Raw genomic sequence first — 18357 nt, forward strand, 5'->3', positions numbered from 1 at the left:
TAAATGGACAGATAATTAAGCGTTTACAGCTGCTTTCATCGATTTTCTGTACGTAAACTTGTTAAAAATGTTACGTTTTCCAAAGTTGTTCACCGATTTAGCATTGATAAATTTACCAAACAAAATTTTATTGACTCCAAAATACTCATAGGTATTACCATCTGTAAAAGTAACTTCTAGTAACATGCTTTTGTGGCGCCAATCTGCAACTTGAAACTCGGTAATTGTTTTTTTGTAAGCGTCTAAATTTGCTTCTTTAGTTTCTGGAGCAATACTAACTAAAAAGTGATAACCATCAATAATTTTTGTACTAATTTCTTCTGCTTCTAGCTTTTTGTCTTCGTCTAAAAATTTATCAGGATGATATTTTTTAACCAAACTTCTATAAGTAGTTTTTAACTCTTTTAAATTGATAGTACCATCAATCTTAAATAGTTTTTTATATTCTTTTATGCGTTTCATTTTTAAATTTAAAAATTGCGTGCAAAAGTATTGATAAAAAAAGTGATTAACTGTTTCTTTCATGTTTTATTTCCTTTCTTTAATAAGAAAAAAAACGATTCTAAAACGGCGTGGTATTTTTCTATAGCTTTTATAATGAATTTTACAGCTTCTATGTATAATTGTTGGAAATGTATTTGTAAGTTTGTGGTCGTTTTTACAATAATAGAAGCATCGTTATCTGAACCATTGTAAATTTTATAAAATTATAACCTCAATTCTTTTCTTTCTTTAGTATCTGTTGCACCATTTTTAGTCCAATAAGCAGATTTTATGGTATTTATTTTTTCTGCTTTAGTAGTCAAAGTCTTTCCTCTATTGGTTGTTATTTCTTCCCAACTTTCAATTGTATATGGAAAATCTTTAGTCAATTTAATAGTCAGTTTTCTTTTTAATGTTGGATAATGCACAGAAAAATTTATAAATTCTCCTTTTTCGATTAAATTAACTTCAGCATCATACGCTTTTATTTTTTGATGGTTTAGAGCCAGATATTCAAAAGAAGGAATTACTTTATACTTCCCTTTTGCAATGCTTTTTGGGTTTATTCTTAATTGATTCCAAAGTTCGTTTTCTAATGCATTTTTTTCTAATGAAACTTTTCTATCTGCATTACTTTCAAAATAAGAAAAGAAATCAATTTTAAATTTTTCTCTATTGTTTAATTGCATAAAAGTATTACCACACCATTCTTGTGATGAAAATGAAATTTTAATCGTTTTTTTATTGATATCAATAGGAGTAAAGATGCTTGTCATTAACGAATAAGGATAAATACCTGTCGTAAATTTTTTAGTACTATTCAGTTTTAAAACAGGAATATTTTTTTTGTTTTGATTATCTGCTTTTACTTGTTTTTCTGGTAAAAAATCTTCGGTAACAAAAATATTTACAGCAGTACCTTGATGGAGTTCTCCATACCTGTTTTGAGTAAGTTTGTAAGAAGTAATTTCTGCTTTACCTGCATACCAATATTCACTAAACTTAGGATGTTTTTTAGTGGGTTTAAGTTTTTGGTTTGTATTTGTAACCGTTTTTTGCCATCAACAAGAGAACAAAATATAAATAATAAACTGGTAATTATTGGGATGGCTTTTTTCATAGTAGTTTTTATTTTAACTTTATTTTATTACGAATTTACATAATTATATAAAAAAAGACCCTCAATTAAGAGGGGCTTTTTTAAACAAACAACTAATTCTTAAAAACGTATTTTTAAGAAGTTTTTACATATTTTTATTAAAAGCAATATTTGTTTTCTGCTTTTACTTTTTCTGCAATTTCATTACGTAAATCTACAATATCTGGATAGTTAGTATATTTAGTAAAACGCTTTAAGCCCATTAATAACATGCGTTGCTCATCACCTTCAGCAAAAGAAATAATACTTTCTTTACCTTTTTCTTCAATTTTATCTACTGCATGATATAAGTATAATTTAGACATTGCAATTTGTATAGATTGAGAATCCTCTCCAAAACGTTTCGCGTTTTTCTCAGTTCTTAAAATTGCAGATTCTGCCATATAAATTTCTATTAAAATGTCTGCAGCTGCAATTAATAATTGTTGGTGTTGTTCTAATTCTGTTCCAAATTTTTGAATTGCAGACCCAGCAACCATTAAAAATGTTTTCTTTAATTTTGCAATTATTTCTTTTTCTTCTGCAAACAATTCAGAATAATCTGGTGTATCAAAAGATGGTATGCCCATTAGTTCATCTGCAACAGCAGTTGCAGGACCTAATAAATCTACATGACCTTTCATTGCTTTTTTAACCAACATTCCTACGCAAAGCATTCTATTAATTTCGTTTGTGCCTTCATAAATACGTGCAATTCTTGCATCTCTCCAAGCAGCTTCCATGGGTGTTTCTTCAGAAAAGCCCATACCACCAAAAATCTGAATTCCTTCGTCTGCACAATTTTGTACATCTTCTGAAACAGCTACTTTTAAAATAGAGCATTCTATGGCATATTCTTCTACACCTTTTAATTCTGCTTCTTGATGGCTATTACCAGCTTTTACTCTTAAAGCAATTCTATCTTCGATATCTTTTGATGCTCTATAAGTTGCAGACTCACCAACATATGTATTGGTTGCCATTTCTGCTAACTTTACTTTAATTGCGCCAAAATCTGCAATAGGGGTTTTAAATTGTTTACGCTCGTTAGCATAATTAACAGCATGAGAAACAATTCTTCTTTGTGAGTCTAAGCAAGCCCCTGCTAATTTTATACGTCCTACATTTAAGGCGTTCATGGCAATTTTAAAACCTTCTCCACGACCTGCTAACATGTTTTCTGCAGGTACAATCGTATCGTTAAAAAATACTTGTCTTGTAGAGGATGCTCTAATACCTAATTTGTGTTCTTCTTCACCTAATGTAATTCCGTTAGGGTTGTTTTTATCATATTCTACAATAAAACCAGTAATATTTTTATCATTTTCTATTCTTGCAAAAACAATCATTAATCGACAAAAACCTGCATTAGAAATCCACATTTTTTGTCCATTAATTTTATACGATTTTCCATCAGCAGAAAGTTCTGCAGTTGTTTTCCCAGAATTTGCATCAGATCCTGCACCAGGTTCTGTTAAACAATAAGCTCCAAACCACTTTCCAGTAGCTAATTTGGGTACATATTTTTGTTTTTGTTCTTCTGTGCCATACAAGGTAATTGGCATTGTTCCAATTCCTGTATGCGCACCAAAAGCGGTACTAAAAGAGCCAGTTCCACTAGAAATATAATCACAAGTTAATAATGTAGAAACAAAGCCCATACCTAAACCACCGTATTGTTCTGGTACAGCAACACCTAAAAAACCTAACTCACCAGCTTTACGCATTACTTCTTCAGTAAGAGCATAATCTTTTGCTTCAAACCTATTTTTATGCGGAATAATTTCTCTGTCATTAAATTCCGTTACAGCTTCTTTCATCATTTGTTGCTCCTCAGTAAAATCTTCTGGAGTAAATACATTTTCGCAGTTAGTTTCTTTTACTAAAAACTGTCCACCTCTTAATAGTTCTGCCATTTTTATTTTTTTTTTTAGATTTTAGAAGAAAGAAAATAGAAAAAAGACCTTTATTGTAGGCCATTTTGAAAGCCCATTGTCATTCTTTGAAATTCTTCTATTTTATCTTCTATTTTTTTTAATTCTTCGTTATTAATATATTTTCTATAATTTGTAACTAATAATTGTGTGCCTAATTCAAAGGAAGAGCCAAGAGAAATATCAAGGTAATATTTAAAAGATTTGTCAGTTCTAGAAGAACCTTCAGCAATATTACTTGGCATTGACACAGAACATCTACTTATTTGTGAACTTAAATCATACCTTTCGTGCTTAGGGAAATTTAATAAAATATCTGAAATATCATTTGTTATCTCTAATCCGAGTTTCCAAATCTTCAAATTTTTATAATTATGTCTTTGTTTAGCGCACATTTTCTTTCTTCTTTTCTCTTTTTTCTATATTCTTTTAATTAAGAGAGAAACTCAAATATACCTGCTGCACCTTGTCCAGTTCCTACACACATTGTTACCATTCCGTATTTATTTTTCATAGTGCGTTTGCGCATTTCATCAAATAATTGCACAGATAGTTTTGCACCTGTACAACCTAAAGGATGTCCTAATGCAATTGCCCCACCATTTACATTTACAATGTCTTGATTTAAATCTAATTTACGCATAACAGCTAAAGATTGTGATGCAAAAGCTTCATTTAATTCTATTAACTCAATATCTTTTTGTTGCAAACCAGCCTGTTTTAAAGCTTTTGGAATTGCAGCTACAGGACCAATACCCATAATTCTAGGTTCTACACCAGCAGCAGCATAATTTACAACTCTTGCAATAGGTTCTATATTTAATTCTTTTACCATTTCTTCGCTCATCACCATTACAAAAGCAGCGCCATCACTCATTTGTGATGAATTTCCTGCAGTTACACTTCCATTAGCAGCAAAAACAGGTCTTAATTTATTTAAAACAGCTGTAGATGTTCCAGCTCTTGGGCCTTCATCTTTTGTAACTGTATATTTTTTAATTGTTTTTTTGCCATTTTCATCTAAGTAAGTTTGTTCTACTTCAATAGGTACAATTTGATCTTGAAAACGGTTTTCTACCTGTGCTTTTAAGGCTTTCATGTGAGAGTTATAGGCAAATTCATCTTGGTCTTCTCTAGAAACTTTAAATTGATTAGCAACTGCTTCTGCAGTATTTCCCATTCCCCAGTAATAATCTGCATGGCCGTCTTTAATGGTGTCGTAGTTTAATTCTGGTTTAAAACCTGTCATTGGCACAGAGCTCATGCTTTCTGCACCACCTGCAATGATACAACTTGCCATTCCTGCATTAATTTTAGCAGCGGCCATGGCAATTGTTTCCAACCCAGAAGAACAAAAACGGTTTACAGTTACTCCAGGAACATCTACAGAATTTAATCCTATTAAAGAAATAAAACGAGCCATATTTAATCCTTGAGAACCTTCTGGCATTGCGTTTCCAACAATTACATCATCTATACGTTTTACGTCTAAATTGGGTAATTCTTTCATCATATGTTGAATGGTTTCTGCCCCCAACTCATCTGCACGTTTAAAGCGAAAAACACCTTTTGGAGCTTTACCAACTGCAGTTCTGTATGCTTTTACTATGTAAGCTTGTTTGCTCATAATGTATTAAGATTTTAGTATTAAGAATTAAGACTTAGTAAGTGATTTTTGAAGAGAAAAATTCATTCTCGTAACTTCAAGTACTTCATTTATAATAGGTCTTACATTTTCTTCATTAATTAAATTTAATCTTTTTAATAAATATAATTGTGTTAATAATTCATAAGAAGAACCATTCGCAATTCCTAAAAAATGTCTAAATTCTCCATTTGTATTTCTACCTGCTCCTTCTGAAATATTTGAAGGAATTGACACAGAACTTCTTCTAACTTGTGACGTTAAACCGTATTTTTCTTCCTTAGGAAAATTTTCGGTAGCTATGTAACATTTTTCAGTAATGTCCATCGCTTTTTGCCATATTATCAATTCTTCAAATCTGTGCATTCTATTTAGGTATTAAGATTGTTAGTATTAAGTATTAAGATCTTAAGATTTAACTATTTATTCTTTATAAGAGTCTTAGTACTTAATTCTCTCTACTTTATACTCTTTTATTTAGTTTCTTAATGGTTTACCAGTTTTTAACATATGCTGAATACGTTCTAAGGTTTTACGTTCTGTACATAATGATAAAAATGCTTCTCTTTCAATGTCTAATAAATACTGTTCAGAAACCAGTGTAGGTTCAGATAAATCGCCACCAGCCATTACGTATGCTAATTTATTGGCTATTTTTTGGTCGTGTTCTGAAATGTATTTAGAATGTTCCATAGAATCTGTACCAACTAAGAACATGCCTAAGGCTTGTTTACCTAATACTTTTACATCTTTACGTTTTACAGGTTGTGTATACCCACTTTCTGCCATTAATTTTGCATGTGCTTTTGCGGTTGCAATTTGTCTGTCTTTATTAACAACAATTGCATCTTTTCCTTTTTGCAATAATCCCAAATCGAACGCTTCGTAACCAGAGGTAGATACTTTTGCCATCCCAATAGTTAAAAAGTTTTCTTGTAATATATTTAGCTCAACATCGCCTTTATTAAAAGAATCTGATGCTCTTAATGCCATTTCTTTAGAGCCACCACCGCCAGGAATTACACCAACGCCAAATTCTACTAGACCCATATAGGTTTCTGCTGCCGCAACCACTTTATCTGCGTGTAAAGAAATTTCGCAACCACCACCTAAAGCCATTCCATGAGGAGCAGAAATTGTTGGTATTGATGAATAACGCATACGCATCATTGTGTCTTGGAAATATTTAATGGCATAATTTAACTCATCATATTCTTGCTCTACTGCCATCATAAAAATCATACCAATATTGGCACCAACAGAAAAGTTTGCTGCTTGGTTACCAACAACCAATCCTTGAAAATCTTTTTCTGCCAAATCAATTCCTTTATTGATTCCTGCTAAAACATCACCGCCAATCGTATTCATTTTAGATTGGAATTCTACATTTAAAATTCCATCTCCTATGTCTTCTATAACTACTCCAGAATTTTTAAAAACCTCGTTCGATTTTCTAATATTATCTAAGATGATAAAACCATCTTGACCTGGTTTTTTTGTTTGAGATTTCGAAGGAATATCATAATAATAAGTAGCACCTTCTTTTACAGAATAGAAAGATTTTGAACCACTTGCTAACATTTCTGTTACCCAAGTTGCAGGTTCTGCACCTTCTGCTTTCATTAATTCGATACCTTTTTCTACACCCACAGCATCCCAAATTTCAAATGGCCCATTTTCCCACCCAAAACCAGCTTTCATGGCGTCATCAATTTTATATAATTCATCAGAAATTTCTGGAATTCTATTTTGCACATAGGCAAACATTGCTGCAAAGTTCTTTCTATAGAATTTACCAGCTTTGTCTTTACCACCTACTAGAATTTTAAAACGGTCGATGGGTTTGTCTATGGTTTTTGTTAGTTCTAATGTGGCAAATTTTGCACGTTTTTTAGAACGATATTCCATCGTATCTAAATCTAAAGTTAGAATTTCACTTTTACCAGCATCATTTTTAATTTTTTTGTAAAAGCCTTGTCTTGTTTTGCTACCTAACCATTTATTTTCCATCATTGTATTGATGAAATCTGGCAGTTTAAACAATTCATGTGCTTCATCATCTGGACAGTTTTCATAAATACCATTAGCAACGTGTACCAATGTATCTAAACCAACCACGTCTACAGTTCTAAAAGTTGCAGATTTTGGACGACCAATAACTGGCCCCGTTAATTTATCTACTTCTTCAACAGTTAAACCTAATTCTTTTACTTGATGGAAAAGAGATTGAATTCCAAAAATTCCAATTCTATTTCCAATAAAAGCAGGCGTGTCTTTAGCTAAAACCGATGTTTTTCCTAAAAACTTTTCACCATACATCATTAAGAAATCTGTAACCTCTTGTTTACAACCTGGTCCAGGTACTACTTCAAAAAGTTTTAAATATCTTGGAGGATTAAAAAAGTGTGTTACAGCAAAGTGTTTCTGAAAATCTTCACTTCTTCCTTCATTCATAAATTGAATAGGAATACCAGAGGTGTTAGAAGAAATAATAGTACCAGGAGTTCTGTATTTTTCTAATTTTTCAAAAACTGTTTTTTTGATGTCTAGCCTTTCCACCACCACTTCTATAATCCAATCTGCATCTGCAACTTTTGCAATATCGTCTTCTAAATTACCAGTGCTAATTCTGTTTGCAAATTTTTGATTGTAAATTGGTGATGGTTTGGATTTTAGGGAAGCAGTTAGCGCGTCATTTACCAGACGATTTCTTACAACTTTGTCTTCTAAGGTGAGTTCTTTTGCTTTTTCCTTGTCGCTTAATTCTCTTGGAATAATATCCAACAGTAGAACTTCTACGCCAATATTTGCAAAATGACAGGCAATCCCACTTCCCATAATTCCAGAACCAATAATTGCTACTTTTTTAATTCTTCTAGTCATTTGTTTATTTTTTAAACCGCTTTTTTATTAAGATCAGTAAAAATTTTTTTTCCTGAAATTAAGTTATTAATAGTGGATGTTACATTAAAAAAACCTTCTAGATCTTTTTCTGAAACATTATTAATAATTGTTTCGTTAAACTGAATTACGTGGCCTTTAGAAATCTTTCGCATTTCTCTACCATAATCTGTTAATTTTATAATGACACTTCTACCATCTTCTGGATTTTTTTCTCTAGAAATAGCTCCTTTATCTTCCATGTTTTTTAGAATTCTAGAAAGACTTGTGGGCTCCATACCCATTAAAGGTCCTAAAGATGTAGAAGGTGTGCCTTTTTCTTTATCTATATTTAATAATACAAAAGCAGTAGCCATTGTACTGTTATGTGCCAAAGCCTGCTCATTATACATCTTAGCAACAGCTTGCCATGTTGCTCTTAATTGATGATCTATAGTTTTATCTTTATTCATTCCATCAAATATATAAAAATTTATTATGCATGCATAATAAATTGCAAAAAAGTTATGCATGCATAGTAAATTTAACAAAATTTTTAATCTTTTAAGTCTCTATAAAATTGTTTCAAGTACATATAAATATGTAAGTTTGTATAGTTTGCTTAGATCAACTATCTCAAAAAATAAAAATGAGTAACTTATAAGAAATAAATAATGTTATAAAAAGTATGGAGATTTTGCAGCGTTAAAAGACGTTTTTATTCATATATTTAAAGAAAGTGTTTACGGACTATTAATTTCGATATTTTTTTTAGCAACTTTTGTGTTTATGGTTTGGTTGGTAGCAAAAAAAATAGAGTTGGTATTTAAACTATGTTAAAAAACTAACATCCAAAGATTTATACAAACGGTTAAAAGACTCATACATGCAAGATAAAATGAACTATGTTAAAGATACTATTGTAGAAGAAGCAAACGCTGTTTTAGATTATACTTTTACTTTTACAAAAGAGATTAGTATTTCTGTAAAAGGGCTCCTTCTTATTGCTATTGCTTTAATTTTAACCTCTGTAATTCTAAAATTTGTTAGAAAATTTCTAACAAAAAAATTACCTGTAAACGATAAGCAAAAATTTGTAACCGTTTTTAGCTACATAAGGTGGTTTGTGTTTTTAGTTATTTTTTTAATAGGTATGCACACCTCTGGTGTTAATGTTACTGCAGTTTTTGCAGCATCAGCCGCATTACTAATTGGTGTTGGTTTGGCATTACAAACCTTATTTCAAGATATTATTTCTGGAATTTTTATTTTGGTAGATCAATCTGTGCATGTAGGAGATATTATTGAGTTAGAAGGAAAAGTAGGTAGGGTTTTAGATATTAGGCTAAGAACCACAAGAGCGGTTACTATAGATAACAAGGTTTTGGTAATTCCAAACCACTTATATCTTACAAATATTTTGTTTAATTGGACAGAGAATGGCACAGAAACAAGAGAAGTTGTAAATGTGGGTGTTGCCTATGGAAGTGATGTCGCTTTGGTGAAAAAATTATTAATAGAAGTCGCAAAAAAACACGATAAAATTTTAAAAATATCAGAACCAATTGTTTTGTTTACAGATTTTGCAGACAGTTCTTTAAATTTTAGATTGGTTTTTTCTTTAAATAACAGTTTTGAAGCAAGATTTGTGCAAAGCGATTTACGTTTTGAAATAGATAAAGTATTTAGAGAAAATGGAATTACAATTCCTTTTCCACAAAGAGATGTGCATTTCTTTAATAAAGTGTCAAAAGCTTAAAAACACATTTAAATATAAAAAATGAGTAAGATTTTAATTATTGAAGACGAAGCAGCTATTAGAAGGGTGCTTGTAAAAATTATATCAGAAGAAAACGATACCTATAAAGTAGAAGAAGCAGAAGATGGTTTGTTGGGTATAGAAATGATAAAAAACAACGATTACGATTTGGTTTTATGTGATATTAAAATGCCAAAAATGGATGGTGTTGAGGTGTTAGAAAAGACAAAAAAAATAAAGCCAGAAACACCTATTGTAATGATTTCTGGTCATGGAGATTTAGATACAGCTGTAAACACAATGCGTTTAGGAGCTTTTGATTATATTTCTAAGCCACCAGATTTAAATAGATTGCTAAATACTGTTAGAAATGCCTTAGAAAAGAAAACATTAGTTGTAGAAAATAAAAGGTTAAAGAAAAAAGTTAGCAAAAATTATGAGATGATTGGCGAAAGTAATGCCATTACTCATATTAAAGAAATTATAGAAAAAGTTGCTGCTACAGATGCTAGAGTATTAATTACAGGACCCAATGGAACAGGTAAAGAGTTAGTAGCACATTGGTTACACGAAAAATCAGAAAGAGTAAAAGCTCCAATGATAGAGGTAAATTGTGCTGCAATTCCCTCAGAATTAATAGAAAGCGAACTTTTTGGACACGTAAAAGGATCTTTTACAGGCGCAAACAAAGACAGGGCAGGAAAATTTGAAGCTGCAAATGGAGGAACAATTTTTTTAGACGAAATAGGAGACATGAGTCTTTCTGCACAAGCAAAAGTATTACGTGCTTTGCAAGAAAACAAAATATCTAGAGTAGGGTCAGATAAAGACATTAAAGTAAATGTTAGGGTAGTAGCTGCCACCAATAAAAATTTAAAAGAAGAAATAGCAAAAGGTCGTTTTAGAGAAGATTTATATCACAGATTAGCTGTAATTTTAATAAAAGTTCCAGCATTAAATGATAGAAGAGAAGACATCCCATTATTGGTAGATTTCTTCGCCAAAAAAATATCAGATGCACAAGGAACACCTAAAAAAGAGTTCTCTAAAGAAGCAATTAAACTCTTACAAGAGTATGATTGGACTGGAAATATTAGAGAATTAAGAAATGTAATAGAGCGTTTAATTATTTTGGGCGAAAAAAAAGTTTCTGAAAAGGATGTGAAATTATTTGCTAGTAAATAGGATAAATCTATTTTAATTACACCTCGTTATAATTTATTCTTATAGTAAGATAAGAACATTCCATTCCTATTTTTTACATTTTCTATTATCATTTTTATCTTTGTGAAAGAAAATAAATAATAATTTAAAAATAAATAAAATGGCAACAGCAGTTGGTAAAAAATTCCCAAATTTAAATGTAGATGCAATGAATGAAATGGGAGATACATTTAAATTAAATGTATTAGAAGAAGCAATAAACAATAAAAAGAAAGTTTTATTATTCTGGTATCCAAAAGACTTCACATTTGTTTGTCCAACAGAATTACACGCTTTTCAAGCTGCATTAGAGGAATTCGAAAAAAGAAATACCATCGTTATTGGTGCTTCTTGTGACACTCCAGAAGTTCACTTTGCATGGTTAAGTACTTCTAAAGATAATGGAGGTATCGAAGGCGTTACCTATCCAATTTTAGCAGATAGCAACAGAAACTTATCTTCTATATTAGGCATTTTAGATATCACAAACGAAACTTTTGACGAAGCTACACAAACTGTACAAGTAGAAGGAGATAACGTTACCTATAGAGCTACTTATTTAATTGATGAAGAAGGTACTGTTTTTCATGAAGGAATTAACCACATGCCAGTGGGTAGAAATGTAAGCGAATTTTTACGTTTAATTGATGCTTACTCTCATGTACAATCTCATGGAGAGGTATGTCCAGCAAACTGGGAAGAAGGTAAAGAAGCAATGTCTCCTGATGCAAAAGGAACAGCAGCTTATTTGTCAAAAAACTAATAAAATAAAAAGATATAAATCGTGTTTGGTTTTGTGAAAAATGAAACACGATTTTTTCTCTAAAAAATAAAAGTTATGGTACAAGAATTAACAGAAGACAATTTACAAGCAATTATAGCCGAAAACACAAAAGTTGTTGTACAATATTCTGCCACTTGGTGTGGTAATTGTAGAATAATGAAACCTAAATTTAAAAAATTATCTACAGAATTAGAAGATTTAAAATTTGTAATTGTAGATGCAGAAAAATTTCCAGAAAGTAGAAAGTTAGCAGATGTAAGTAATTTACCAACATTTGCAACTTTTGTAGACGGAGCAAAGAAAAATCAAACACAAACAAACAAGTTTGATGTTTTGAAAGATTTAGTAAGCGAAATACAATAATTTTTTTTTTAAGAAGCTAAAAACATAGTTATGAAATTACCTGTTATTAAACATCTTACTAATTTTATAGAAGAAAACGATCAAGATTACATTTTAGAGACAATCGAAACGCTAGAGGCTTTAACAGAAGTACCTTCTTTAAAAGATGAAGAGTTAGATGTTATTGGAGAGTTGATTTCTAATATGTATGGTGCAATTGAAGTTGATAAAATGGTAAAAGATGGCACCTCAAAAAAAGAAGCATTAAATACGTTTATGAAACGTGTTTTGGGTTCTATAGATCAATAATTTATAGCCATATAAATAAACTAAATCTCAAGTGTTTGCTTGAGATTTTTTTTGCTCGTTGGCTTTTTTTACAATAGCTTTTAAGCGTGCTTTGTGCAGTTGTTTTTCTTTCTTAATTTTATCGTTTTTACGAGCCATTAATTTAGCATGTTTTGCTTTATTAACCGTGTTTTTTTCTTTTCCTTTTTTGGGCATCTCATAAAAAAATTATAAAGTAAAAGTACAATATTTAGATATATTACAAATCATAGAACACTTTCTATTTTTTCTTTAAAATCTACTATCTTCGTCTTTCTAAATAACAAATTATTATGATTAGAAGTTTAAAGGATTATATTGTAATAGGTTTAAAAGGAATGGCAATGGGGGCAGCAGATGTTGTGCCAGGTGTTTCTGGAGGTACTATTGCATTTATTTCGGGTATTTACGAGGAATTGTTAGGCTCTATTAGTAATTTTAATTTTAAACTATTAAAAACACTTAAAAACGATGGAATTAAAGCTGTTTGGAAACAAGTAAATGGTTCTTTTTTATTAGCGCTTTTTATCGGAATTTTTATCAGTATTATTTCTTTAGCAAAAAGCATAAAGTGGTTGTTAGAAAATAAACCCGTATTGCTTTGGTCTTTCTTTTTTGGATTGGTTTTAGCAAGTATAATCTATATTGGAAAACAAGTAAAAAAATGGAATTTTAAAATAATTCTATTTTTTATTTTAGGTATTGCATTTGGATATACCATCACAGTAATGCCTTCTACAAATGCTGCAGATTCTAACTTTTTATTTTTAGTTTTTGCGGGTGCAATTGCCTCTTGTGCAATGATTTTACCAGGAATATCCGGTTCTTACATACTCCTTTTAATAGGTGTTTACCCTATCGTTATGACAGCCATTACTACAAAAGATGTTAAAATAATAGGTGCAATTGGTGTTGGAGTCATTATAGGTTTATTGTCTTTTTCTAAATTATTAAAATGGTTGTTTACTTATTATAAAGAACAAATGCTAATTGTTTTAACAGGTATTATGTTAGGTTCTTTAAACAAAGTTTGGCCATGGAAAGAAACCGTTTCTACATACATCAATAGCCATGGGGTTACAAAACCTTTGGTAGAACAAAGTATTTCTCCCTTTTCTTATACAGAAGATCCGCAATTATTAATGGCAATAGTATTAGCTATTGTTGGTTTTGCATTGATTTTAATAATGGAAAAATTAGCCGTAAATAAAGCATAAATGCAAAAACCAAGAAGCTTTTTAGAAAAAACATATCTTTTTTTAAAAGGATTAGCAATGGGGGCTGCAAATAAAGTGCCAGGTGTATCTGGTGGCACAGTTTCTTTTGTTTTTGGTTTTTACGAAGAATTAATTTATTCTTTTAAAAAAATAAATTTAGTCGCTTTTAAACTATTGATCAATAGGCGTTATAAAAGTTTTTTTAAATATATAAATGCAGAATTTTTATTGTTGATTATGGGAGGTAGCATTTTTAGCTACTTTAGCATTTCTTTAGTGTTAGATTATTTTTTAGATAATTACGAGCTCTATGTTTGGAGCTGGTTTTTTGGGATGATTATTGGCTCCATATATTACATAGGTAAAGACTTTGGAGAATGGAATAATACCAACATCATCTCATTAATCACTGGTGCAGTTATTGGTATTGGTATCAGTTTTTTAGAGCCAGCCAGAGAAAATGATAATCTTTGGTTTGTGTTTGTTTGTGGTATTATCGGAGTTTCTGGCATGACATTACCGGGTTTGTCAGGTTCTTTTATCTTAATATTATTAGGGAATTATGTGTTGTTATTGGTAGATTCTGTTAACGAATTACTTTACATAATGAGCAATTTGGTAATTGGTAATTTTGATATTTTACAAGAACCAGAAAAAATTAGATATCTAAAAATAATAAGTGTTTTTACAGCAGGCTCTCTGTTTGGTTTGGTTTCCATTAGTCATATTTTAGGCTATGTTTTAAAACGATATCATAGCATTGTTACAGCTGTAATTATTGGTTTTATAACAGGTTCTTTAGGTATAGTTTGGCCTTGGAAAAAAGCTGTTTTTTTACAAAACAATAACACTCTTTTATTTGATAAAAAAGGTAATAAGATTGTAGAAAATTACAATAGATATTTACCAGACTTAACATCTGCAGAAACTTGGTATGCTGGTTTTTATATTATTTTAGGAATTGCATTAATTTTAATTATAGACTTTTATGGACGAAAAAAGAAATAAAATATTTGGACTTTTAGGTAAAAACATATCCTATTCTTTTTCTAGAGGATATTTTTCAGATAAATTTAAAGATTTAGGTTTAGAAAACCATCACTATAAAAATTTTGATATTCCAGAAATTTCAGATTTTCCGTCTATCATTAAAAACGAAACATTTTTATCTGGAATGAATGTAACCATTCCTTACAAAGAAGCCGTAATTCCTTATTTACATAAATTAGATAAAACTGCCAAAAAAATAGGAGCCGTTAATACTATAAAAATTACAAAAAAAGGAAATTTAAAAGGTTATAATACAGATGTAGTTGGTTTTGAGCAATCTATTTTACCATTTATAAAAAAGCACCATACATATGCATTAATTTTAGGTACAGGTGGCGCCTCTAAAGCCATTGCTTATGCATTAAAGAAAAATAATATCAAATACAAATTTGTTTCTAGAAAACCTTCAAGTAAAAAAGAAATATCTTATGATGATTTATCTGAAAAAAAATTACATAAATATCAAATAATTATCAATTGTACGCCTTTAGGAACATCACCCAATACTCATTTATGTCCTAATATTCCATATCAGTTTTTAACCAATCAACATTTATTATTCGATTTGGTTTATAATCCAGAGGTATCTACATTCTTATCTAAAGGATTAGCGCAAGGAGCTGCCATTAAAAATGGTTACCAAATGCTAGAACTACAAGCAGAAGAGTCTTGGAGGATATGGAATGAAACCAAATAATTCAAAAACAAATAACTTTTTGTTAGTTTTATAAGTTGTCTGTATATTTATAGAATATAATAATAATGTATTATTAATCGAACTTAAACATTGTAGATATGTTAGATCCTAAAGAAAACGTTGAAAAATCAACAAATAAGGCTGAAGAAATTACCAATAAACCTGCAAAAACAGAAGCGGTTACTGAGCCATCAGAAATCAATCAGGAAACAAAAGAACCGATCGTTAAAGTAACTGAAGAAGAACCTGTAGTACAAGCAGAAGATGAAAATTCTGAGGCTATAGATGAAGTAGAAAAATCGGTTGCAGAAAAAGCAGAAAACAACGAACCTAAAGAGGAGGAAGAAGCGGTAGTAGATTATTCTAAATTTACGCTTGAGGAATTGCTAACTACTTTAGAAAAAGTAATTTCTAACCATCCAGTTCAAAAAATTAAAAGCCAAGTAGAAGGTATTAAAAGTGAATTTAATACAAAGTTTGGTACAATGTTGGCAACTAAAAAGAAAGCTTTTTTAGAAGCGGGTGGTAATTCTATAGACTTTCAATTTTCTAGTCCCATAAAAACGACCTACAATAGTTTACTTTCTAAATATAAAAAAGAAAGAGATGCTCATTATAAAGCATTAGAACAACAACTTAATGAAAATTTAGAAAAAAGATTAAACGTTATAGAAAGCTTAAAAAGTCTTATAGAAAATGCGAATCCAGATACGATGTATAAGGAGTTTAAAGAATTGCAAGATTCTTGGCGCGCAATAGGACCTGTTTCTAAAACGAGATATAATGATACTTGGAAAACCTATCATCATCATGTAGAGCGTTTTTACGATTTACTTCACATGAGTAACGACTTTAGAGATTTAGACTTTAAAAATAATCTTGATGAAAAGCTTAAAATTATAGAAAAAGCAGAGGCTTTAGCAGAATTGACAGATATACAACAAGCCTTTAAAGAATTACAAGTTTTACATAAAACTTGGAAAGAAGATGTTGGACCAGTGGCTAGAGAAATGAGAGAAGATATCTGGAAAAAATTTAGTGCTGCTACTAAAAAAATTCATGATAGACGTCATGACCATTACAGAGAAATGAAGTCTAAGTACCAAGATATTATTAAAGAAAAATTAGTAGTTATAGAAGCTATAGATGCCTATAATACTTCCAATAACAAAACGCATAAAGACTGGCAAAAAAGTATTAGAGAAATAGAAGCGTTAAGACAAGAGTACTTTAAAGCTGGTAAACTGCCTTATGCTAAAAGTGAAGAGGTTTGGCAAAAATTTAAAGCTGCCACTAAAAAATTTAATAGTGCAAAAAACCTTTTCTACAAGCAAGAAAAAAATGAGCAACAAGAAAACTTGCAAAAAAAGTTGGCGCTAATAGAAGTTGCAGAGTCTTTAAAAGAGAGTACAGATTGGGAAATGGCAACTAATGCTGTTAAGAAAATACAAGCAGATTGGAAAAAAATTGGGCATGTACCCAGAAAATTTTCTGATGATATTTGGAAAAAATTTAAAAATGCTTGCAACCATTATTTTGATAGATACCATGATCAAAAAAATGCAGTTAGTAAAGAGCAACAGACTGTAATAGACGCTAAAAAAGCATTTTTAGAAACTTTAAAAGATAAAAAAGACCTTACAAAAGATAACGTTTTAGCAATTATAGAAGAGTGGAAAAACCTAGGAGTTTTACCAAGAAGCGTAAGGCATTTAGAAGGTAAGTTTAATAAACAAGTAGATAATATGTTAGAAAGTTTGTCTTTAGATAAACAAGAAGTTTCTATGTTAAAATTTACAAATGTTGTAGATAATTTAGCAGCTAATAACGATGTAAGAAAATTAGACTCAGAACTAATTTTTGTTAGAAAAAAAATAGACGAAATTGTTAGAGAAATACAACAGTTAGAAAACAATTTAGGTTTCTTTTCTAATGCGAAAGATGACAATCCACTTGTTTTAAATGTAAAAAACAAAGTGCAAGAATTTAAAGATGATTTAGCAATTTGGAAAGAAAAACTAAGTTATCTTAAAAATTTAGATTATTAAATTTTTCTAAACTTATAGACAAAAAAACTCGAAGCTACAGCTTCGAGTTTTTTTATAAATATATTTTAATTTTCTTAAGAAAATAATTTGTCCATTTTAGCTTTTTCTTCTTCTGCTAAAGCAGCATCTACTAAAATACGACCACTATGCTCGTCTATAGTAATTCTTTTTCTGTTAGCAATTTCTAACTGAACCTGTGGCGGAATTGTAAAGTAAGAACCCCCAGAAGCACCTCTTTCTATTGCAACTACTGCTAAGCCATTTTTTACTTTATTTCTAATTCTAGAATATGCAGAAAATAAATGGTTGTCTAAAGATTGAGAAAATTCTTCAGATTTTTCAGCTAACAATTTTTCTTCTTTTTCAGTCTCTTTTAAAATAGCGTCTAATTCTGCTTTTTTATGAGCTAAATGTTGTTCTTGTTTAGCTAATTTTTCTTTAGTAGCGTCAATTACTTCGTGTTTTTGAGCAATTTTGGCTTTGTACTCGTTAATTCTTTTTTCTGCCAATTGAATTTCTAAATCTTGGAATTCAATTTCTTTAGATAAAGAGTCAAATTCTCTGTTATTTCTAACATTTTTTTGTTGCTCTTCATATTTTGCCATCAATGCTTTAGAATCTTCAATAGCTTGTTTTTTATTGTTGATTTCGGTTTCTAAGTTAGCAGCATCTTCTGTTAAGTTTGAAATTCGCGTATTTAAACCGGCAACTTCATCCTCTAAATCTTCTACTTCTAAGGGTAGTTCACCTCTAACATTTCTAATTTCGTCAATTCTAGAGTCTATTAATTGTAAGTCATACAATGCTCTTAATTTTTGTTCAACTGAAATTTCTTTCTTCTTTGCCATGT

General features: G+C 30.3%; 20 protein-coding genes. 9 read left to right on the forward strand and 11 right to left on the reverse strand.

The window, feature by feature from the left end:
* Positions 1-15: 15 nt before the first annotated feature.
* From AC2D6T_RS03480 to AC2D6T_RS03520, 9 genes are all read right to left on the reverse strand, one after another.
* The gene (locus AC2D6T_RS03480) at positions 16-462 is read right to left on the reverse strand and encodes a KTSC domain-containing protein (protein WP_484680464.1); all 447 of its coding nucleotides are present in this window, start codon (positions 460-462) and stop codon (positions 16-18) included.
* A gap of 245 nt (positions 463-707) precedes the next feature.
* The gene (locus tag AC2D6T_RS03485) at positions 708-1259 is read right to left on the reverse strand and encodes a hypothetical protein (RefSeq protein WP_484680465.1); all 552 of its coding nucleotides are present in this window, start codon (positions 1257-1259) and stop codon (positions 708-710) included.
* A gap of 131 nt (positions 1260-1390) precedes the next feature.
* Positions 1391-1603, reverse strand: coding sequence for a hypothetical protein (locus AC2D6T_RS03490; protein ID WP_484680466.1), 213 nt, complete (start codon positions 1601-1603; stop codon positions 1391-1393).
* Between the two features lie 137 nt (positions 1604-1740).
* On the reverse strand, positions 1741-3537 hold the full coding sequence (locus AC2D6T_RS03495; RefSeq protein ID WP_484680467.1) for an acyl-CoA dehydrogenase family protein: 1797 nt from the start codon (positions 3535-3537) through the stop codon (positions 1741-1743).
* Between the two features lie 50 nt (positions 3538-3587).
* Positions 3588-3950 carry a four helix bundle protein gene (locus AC2D6T_RS03500; RefSeq protein WP_484680468.1) on the reverse strand — a complete coding sequence of 121 codons (363 nt, stop codon included), beginning with the start codon at positions 3948-3950 and terminating at the stop codon, positions 3588-3590.
* Positions 3951-3988: 38 nt separating this feature from the next.
* Entirely contained in the window at positions 3989-5182 is a 1194-nt protein-coding gene (locus AC2D6T_RS03505; protein WP_484680469.1) for an acetyl-CoA C-acyltransferase, read from the reverse strand.
* 27 nt (positions 5183-5209) lie between these two features.
* On the reverse strand, positions 5210-5566 hold the full coding sequence (locus AC2D6T_RS03510; protein WP_484680470.1) for a four helix bundle protein: 357 nt from the start codon (positions 5564-5566) through the stop codon (positions 5210-5212).
* A gap of 111 nt (positions 5567-5677) precedes the next feature.
* Positions 5678-8083 (reverse strand): 3-hydroxyacyl-CoA dehydrogenase/enoyl-CoA hydratase family protein, encoded by a 2406-nt coding sequence (locus AC2D6T_RS03515; protein WP_438988970.1) that lies wholly within the window; start codon positions 8081-8083, stop codon positions 5678-5680.
* 11 nt (positions 8084-8094) lie between these two features.
* Positions 8095-8553 (reverse strand): MarR family winged helix-turn-helix transcriptional regulator, encoded by a 459-nt coding sequence (locus AC2D6T_RS03520; RefSeq protein ID WP_298948691.1) that lies wholly within the window; start codon positions 8551-8553, stop codon positions 8095-8097.
* 413 nt (positions 8554-8966) lie between these two features.
* Here AC2D6T_RS03520 and AC2D6T_RS03525 point away from each other — a divergent pair, with 413 nt between their 5' ends.
* The 5 genes from AC2D6T_RS03525 (at position 8967) to AC2D6T_RS03545 (ending at position 12477) form a co-directional block, all read left to right on the forward strand.
* Positions 8967-9839 (forward strand): mechanosensitive ion channel family protein, encoded by an 873-nt coding sequence (locus AC2D6T_RS03525; protein ID WP_484680471.1) that lies wholly within the window; start codon positions 8967-8969, stop codon positions 9837-9839.
* 21 nt (positions 9840-9860) lie between these two features.
* Positions 9861-11024, forward strand: a complete 1164-nt coding sequence (locus AC2D6T_RS03530; protein WP_484680472.1) for a sigma-54-dependent transcriptional regulator — start codon at positions 9861-9863, stop codon at positions 11022-11024.
* Positions 11025-11163: 139 nt separating this feature from the next.
* Positions 11164-11805, forward strand: coding sequence for a peroxiredoxin (locus tag AC2D6T_RS03535; RefSeq protein ID WP_298948696.1), 642 nt, complete (start codon positions 11164-11166; stop codon positions 11803-11805).
* Positions 11806-11880: 75 nt separating this feature from the next.
* Positions 11881-12189 (forward strand): thioredoxin family protein, encoded by a 309-nt coding sequence (locus tag AC2D6T_RS03540; RefSeq protein ID WP_298948698.1) that lies wholly within the window; start codon positions 11881-11883, stop codon positions 12187-12189.
* A gap of 30 nt (positions 12190-12219) precedes the next feature.
* A complete protein-coding gene (locus AC2D6T_RS03545; RefSeq protein ID WP_298948699.1) occupies positions 12220-12477 on the forward strand; it encodes a DUF6952 family protein in 258 nt (85 codons plus the stop codon).
* A 27-nt stretch (positions 12478-12504) separates the two neighbouring features.
* On the opposite strand, the gene AC2D6T_RS03550 is transcribed toward AC2D6T_RS03545, so the two are convergent.
* Positions 12505-12672 carry a hypothetical protein gene (locus AC2D6T_RS03550; protein WP_298948701.1) on the reverse strand — a complete coding sequence of 56 codons (168 nt, stop codon included), beginning with the start codon at positions 12670-12672 and terminating at the stop codon, positions 12505-12507.
* 116 nt (positions 12673-12788) lie between these two features.
* Between AC2D6T_RS03550 and AC2D6T_RS03555 the strand changes: the two genes are divergently transcribed.
* The 4 genes from AC2D6T_RS03555 (at position 12789) to AC2D6T_RS03570 (ending at position 17507) form a co-directional block, all read left to right on the forward strand.
* Positions 12789-13712: a polyprenyl-phosphate transporter gene (locus tag AC2D6T_RS03555; protein ID WP_298948703.1), complete on the forward strand. Its 924-nt coding sequence runs from the start codon at positions 12789-12791 to the stop codon at positions 13710-13712.
* On the forward strand, positions 13713-14720 hold the full coding sequence (locus tag AC2D6T_RS03560) for a DUF368 domain-containing protein (RefSeq protein WP_484680473.1): 1008 nt from the start codon (positions 13713-13715) through the stop codon (positions 14718-14720). It begins immediately after the preceding gene.
* Entirely contained in the window at positions 14701-15459 is a 759-nt protein-coding gene (locus AC2D6T_RS03565) for a shikimate dehydrogenase family protein (protein ID WP_484680474.1), read from the forward strand. The genes AC2D6T_RS03560 and AC2D6T_RS03565 overlap by 20 nt, the downstream gene beginning before the upstream one ends.
* Positions 15460-15557: 98 nt before the next feature.
* Positions 15558-17507 carry a DUF349 domain-containing protein gene (locus tag AC2D6T_RS03570; protein WP_484680475.1) on the forward strand — a complete coding sequence of 650 codons (1950 nt, stop codon included), beginning with the start codon at positions 15558-15560 and terminating at the stop codon, positions 17505-17507.
* Between the two features lie 74 nt (positions 17508-17581).
* Here AC2D6T_RS03570 and AC2D6T_RS03575 read toward each other — a convergent pair whose 3' ends face one another.
* A complete protein-coding gene (locus AC2D6T_RS03575; RefSeq protein WP_298948710.1) occupies positions 17582-18355 on the reverse strand; it encodes a zinc ribbon domain-containing protein in 774 nt (257 codons plus the stop codon).
* Between the last annotated feature and the right edge of the window lie 2 nt (positions 18356-18357).

The organism is Polaribacter sp. YIW18 (assembly GCF_057219325.1).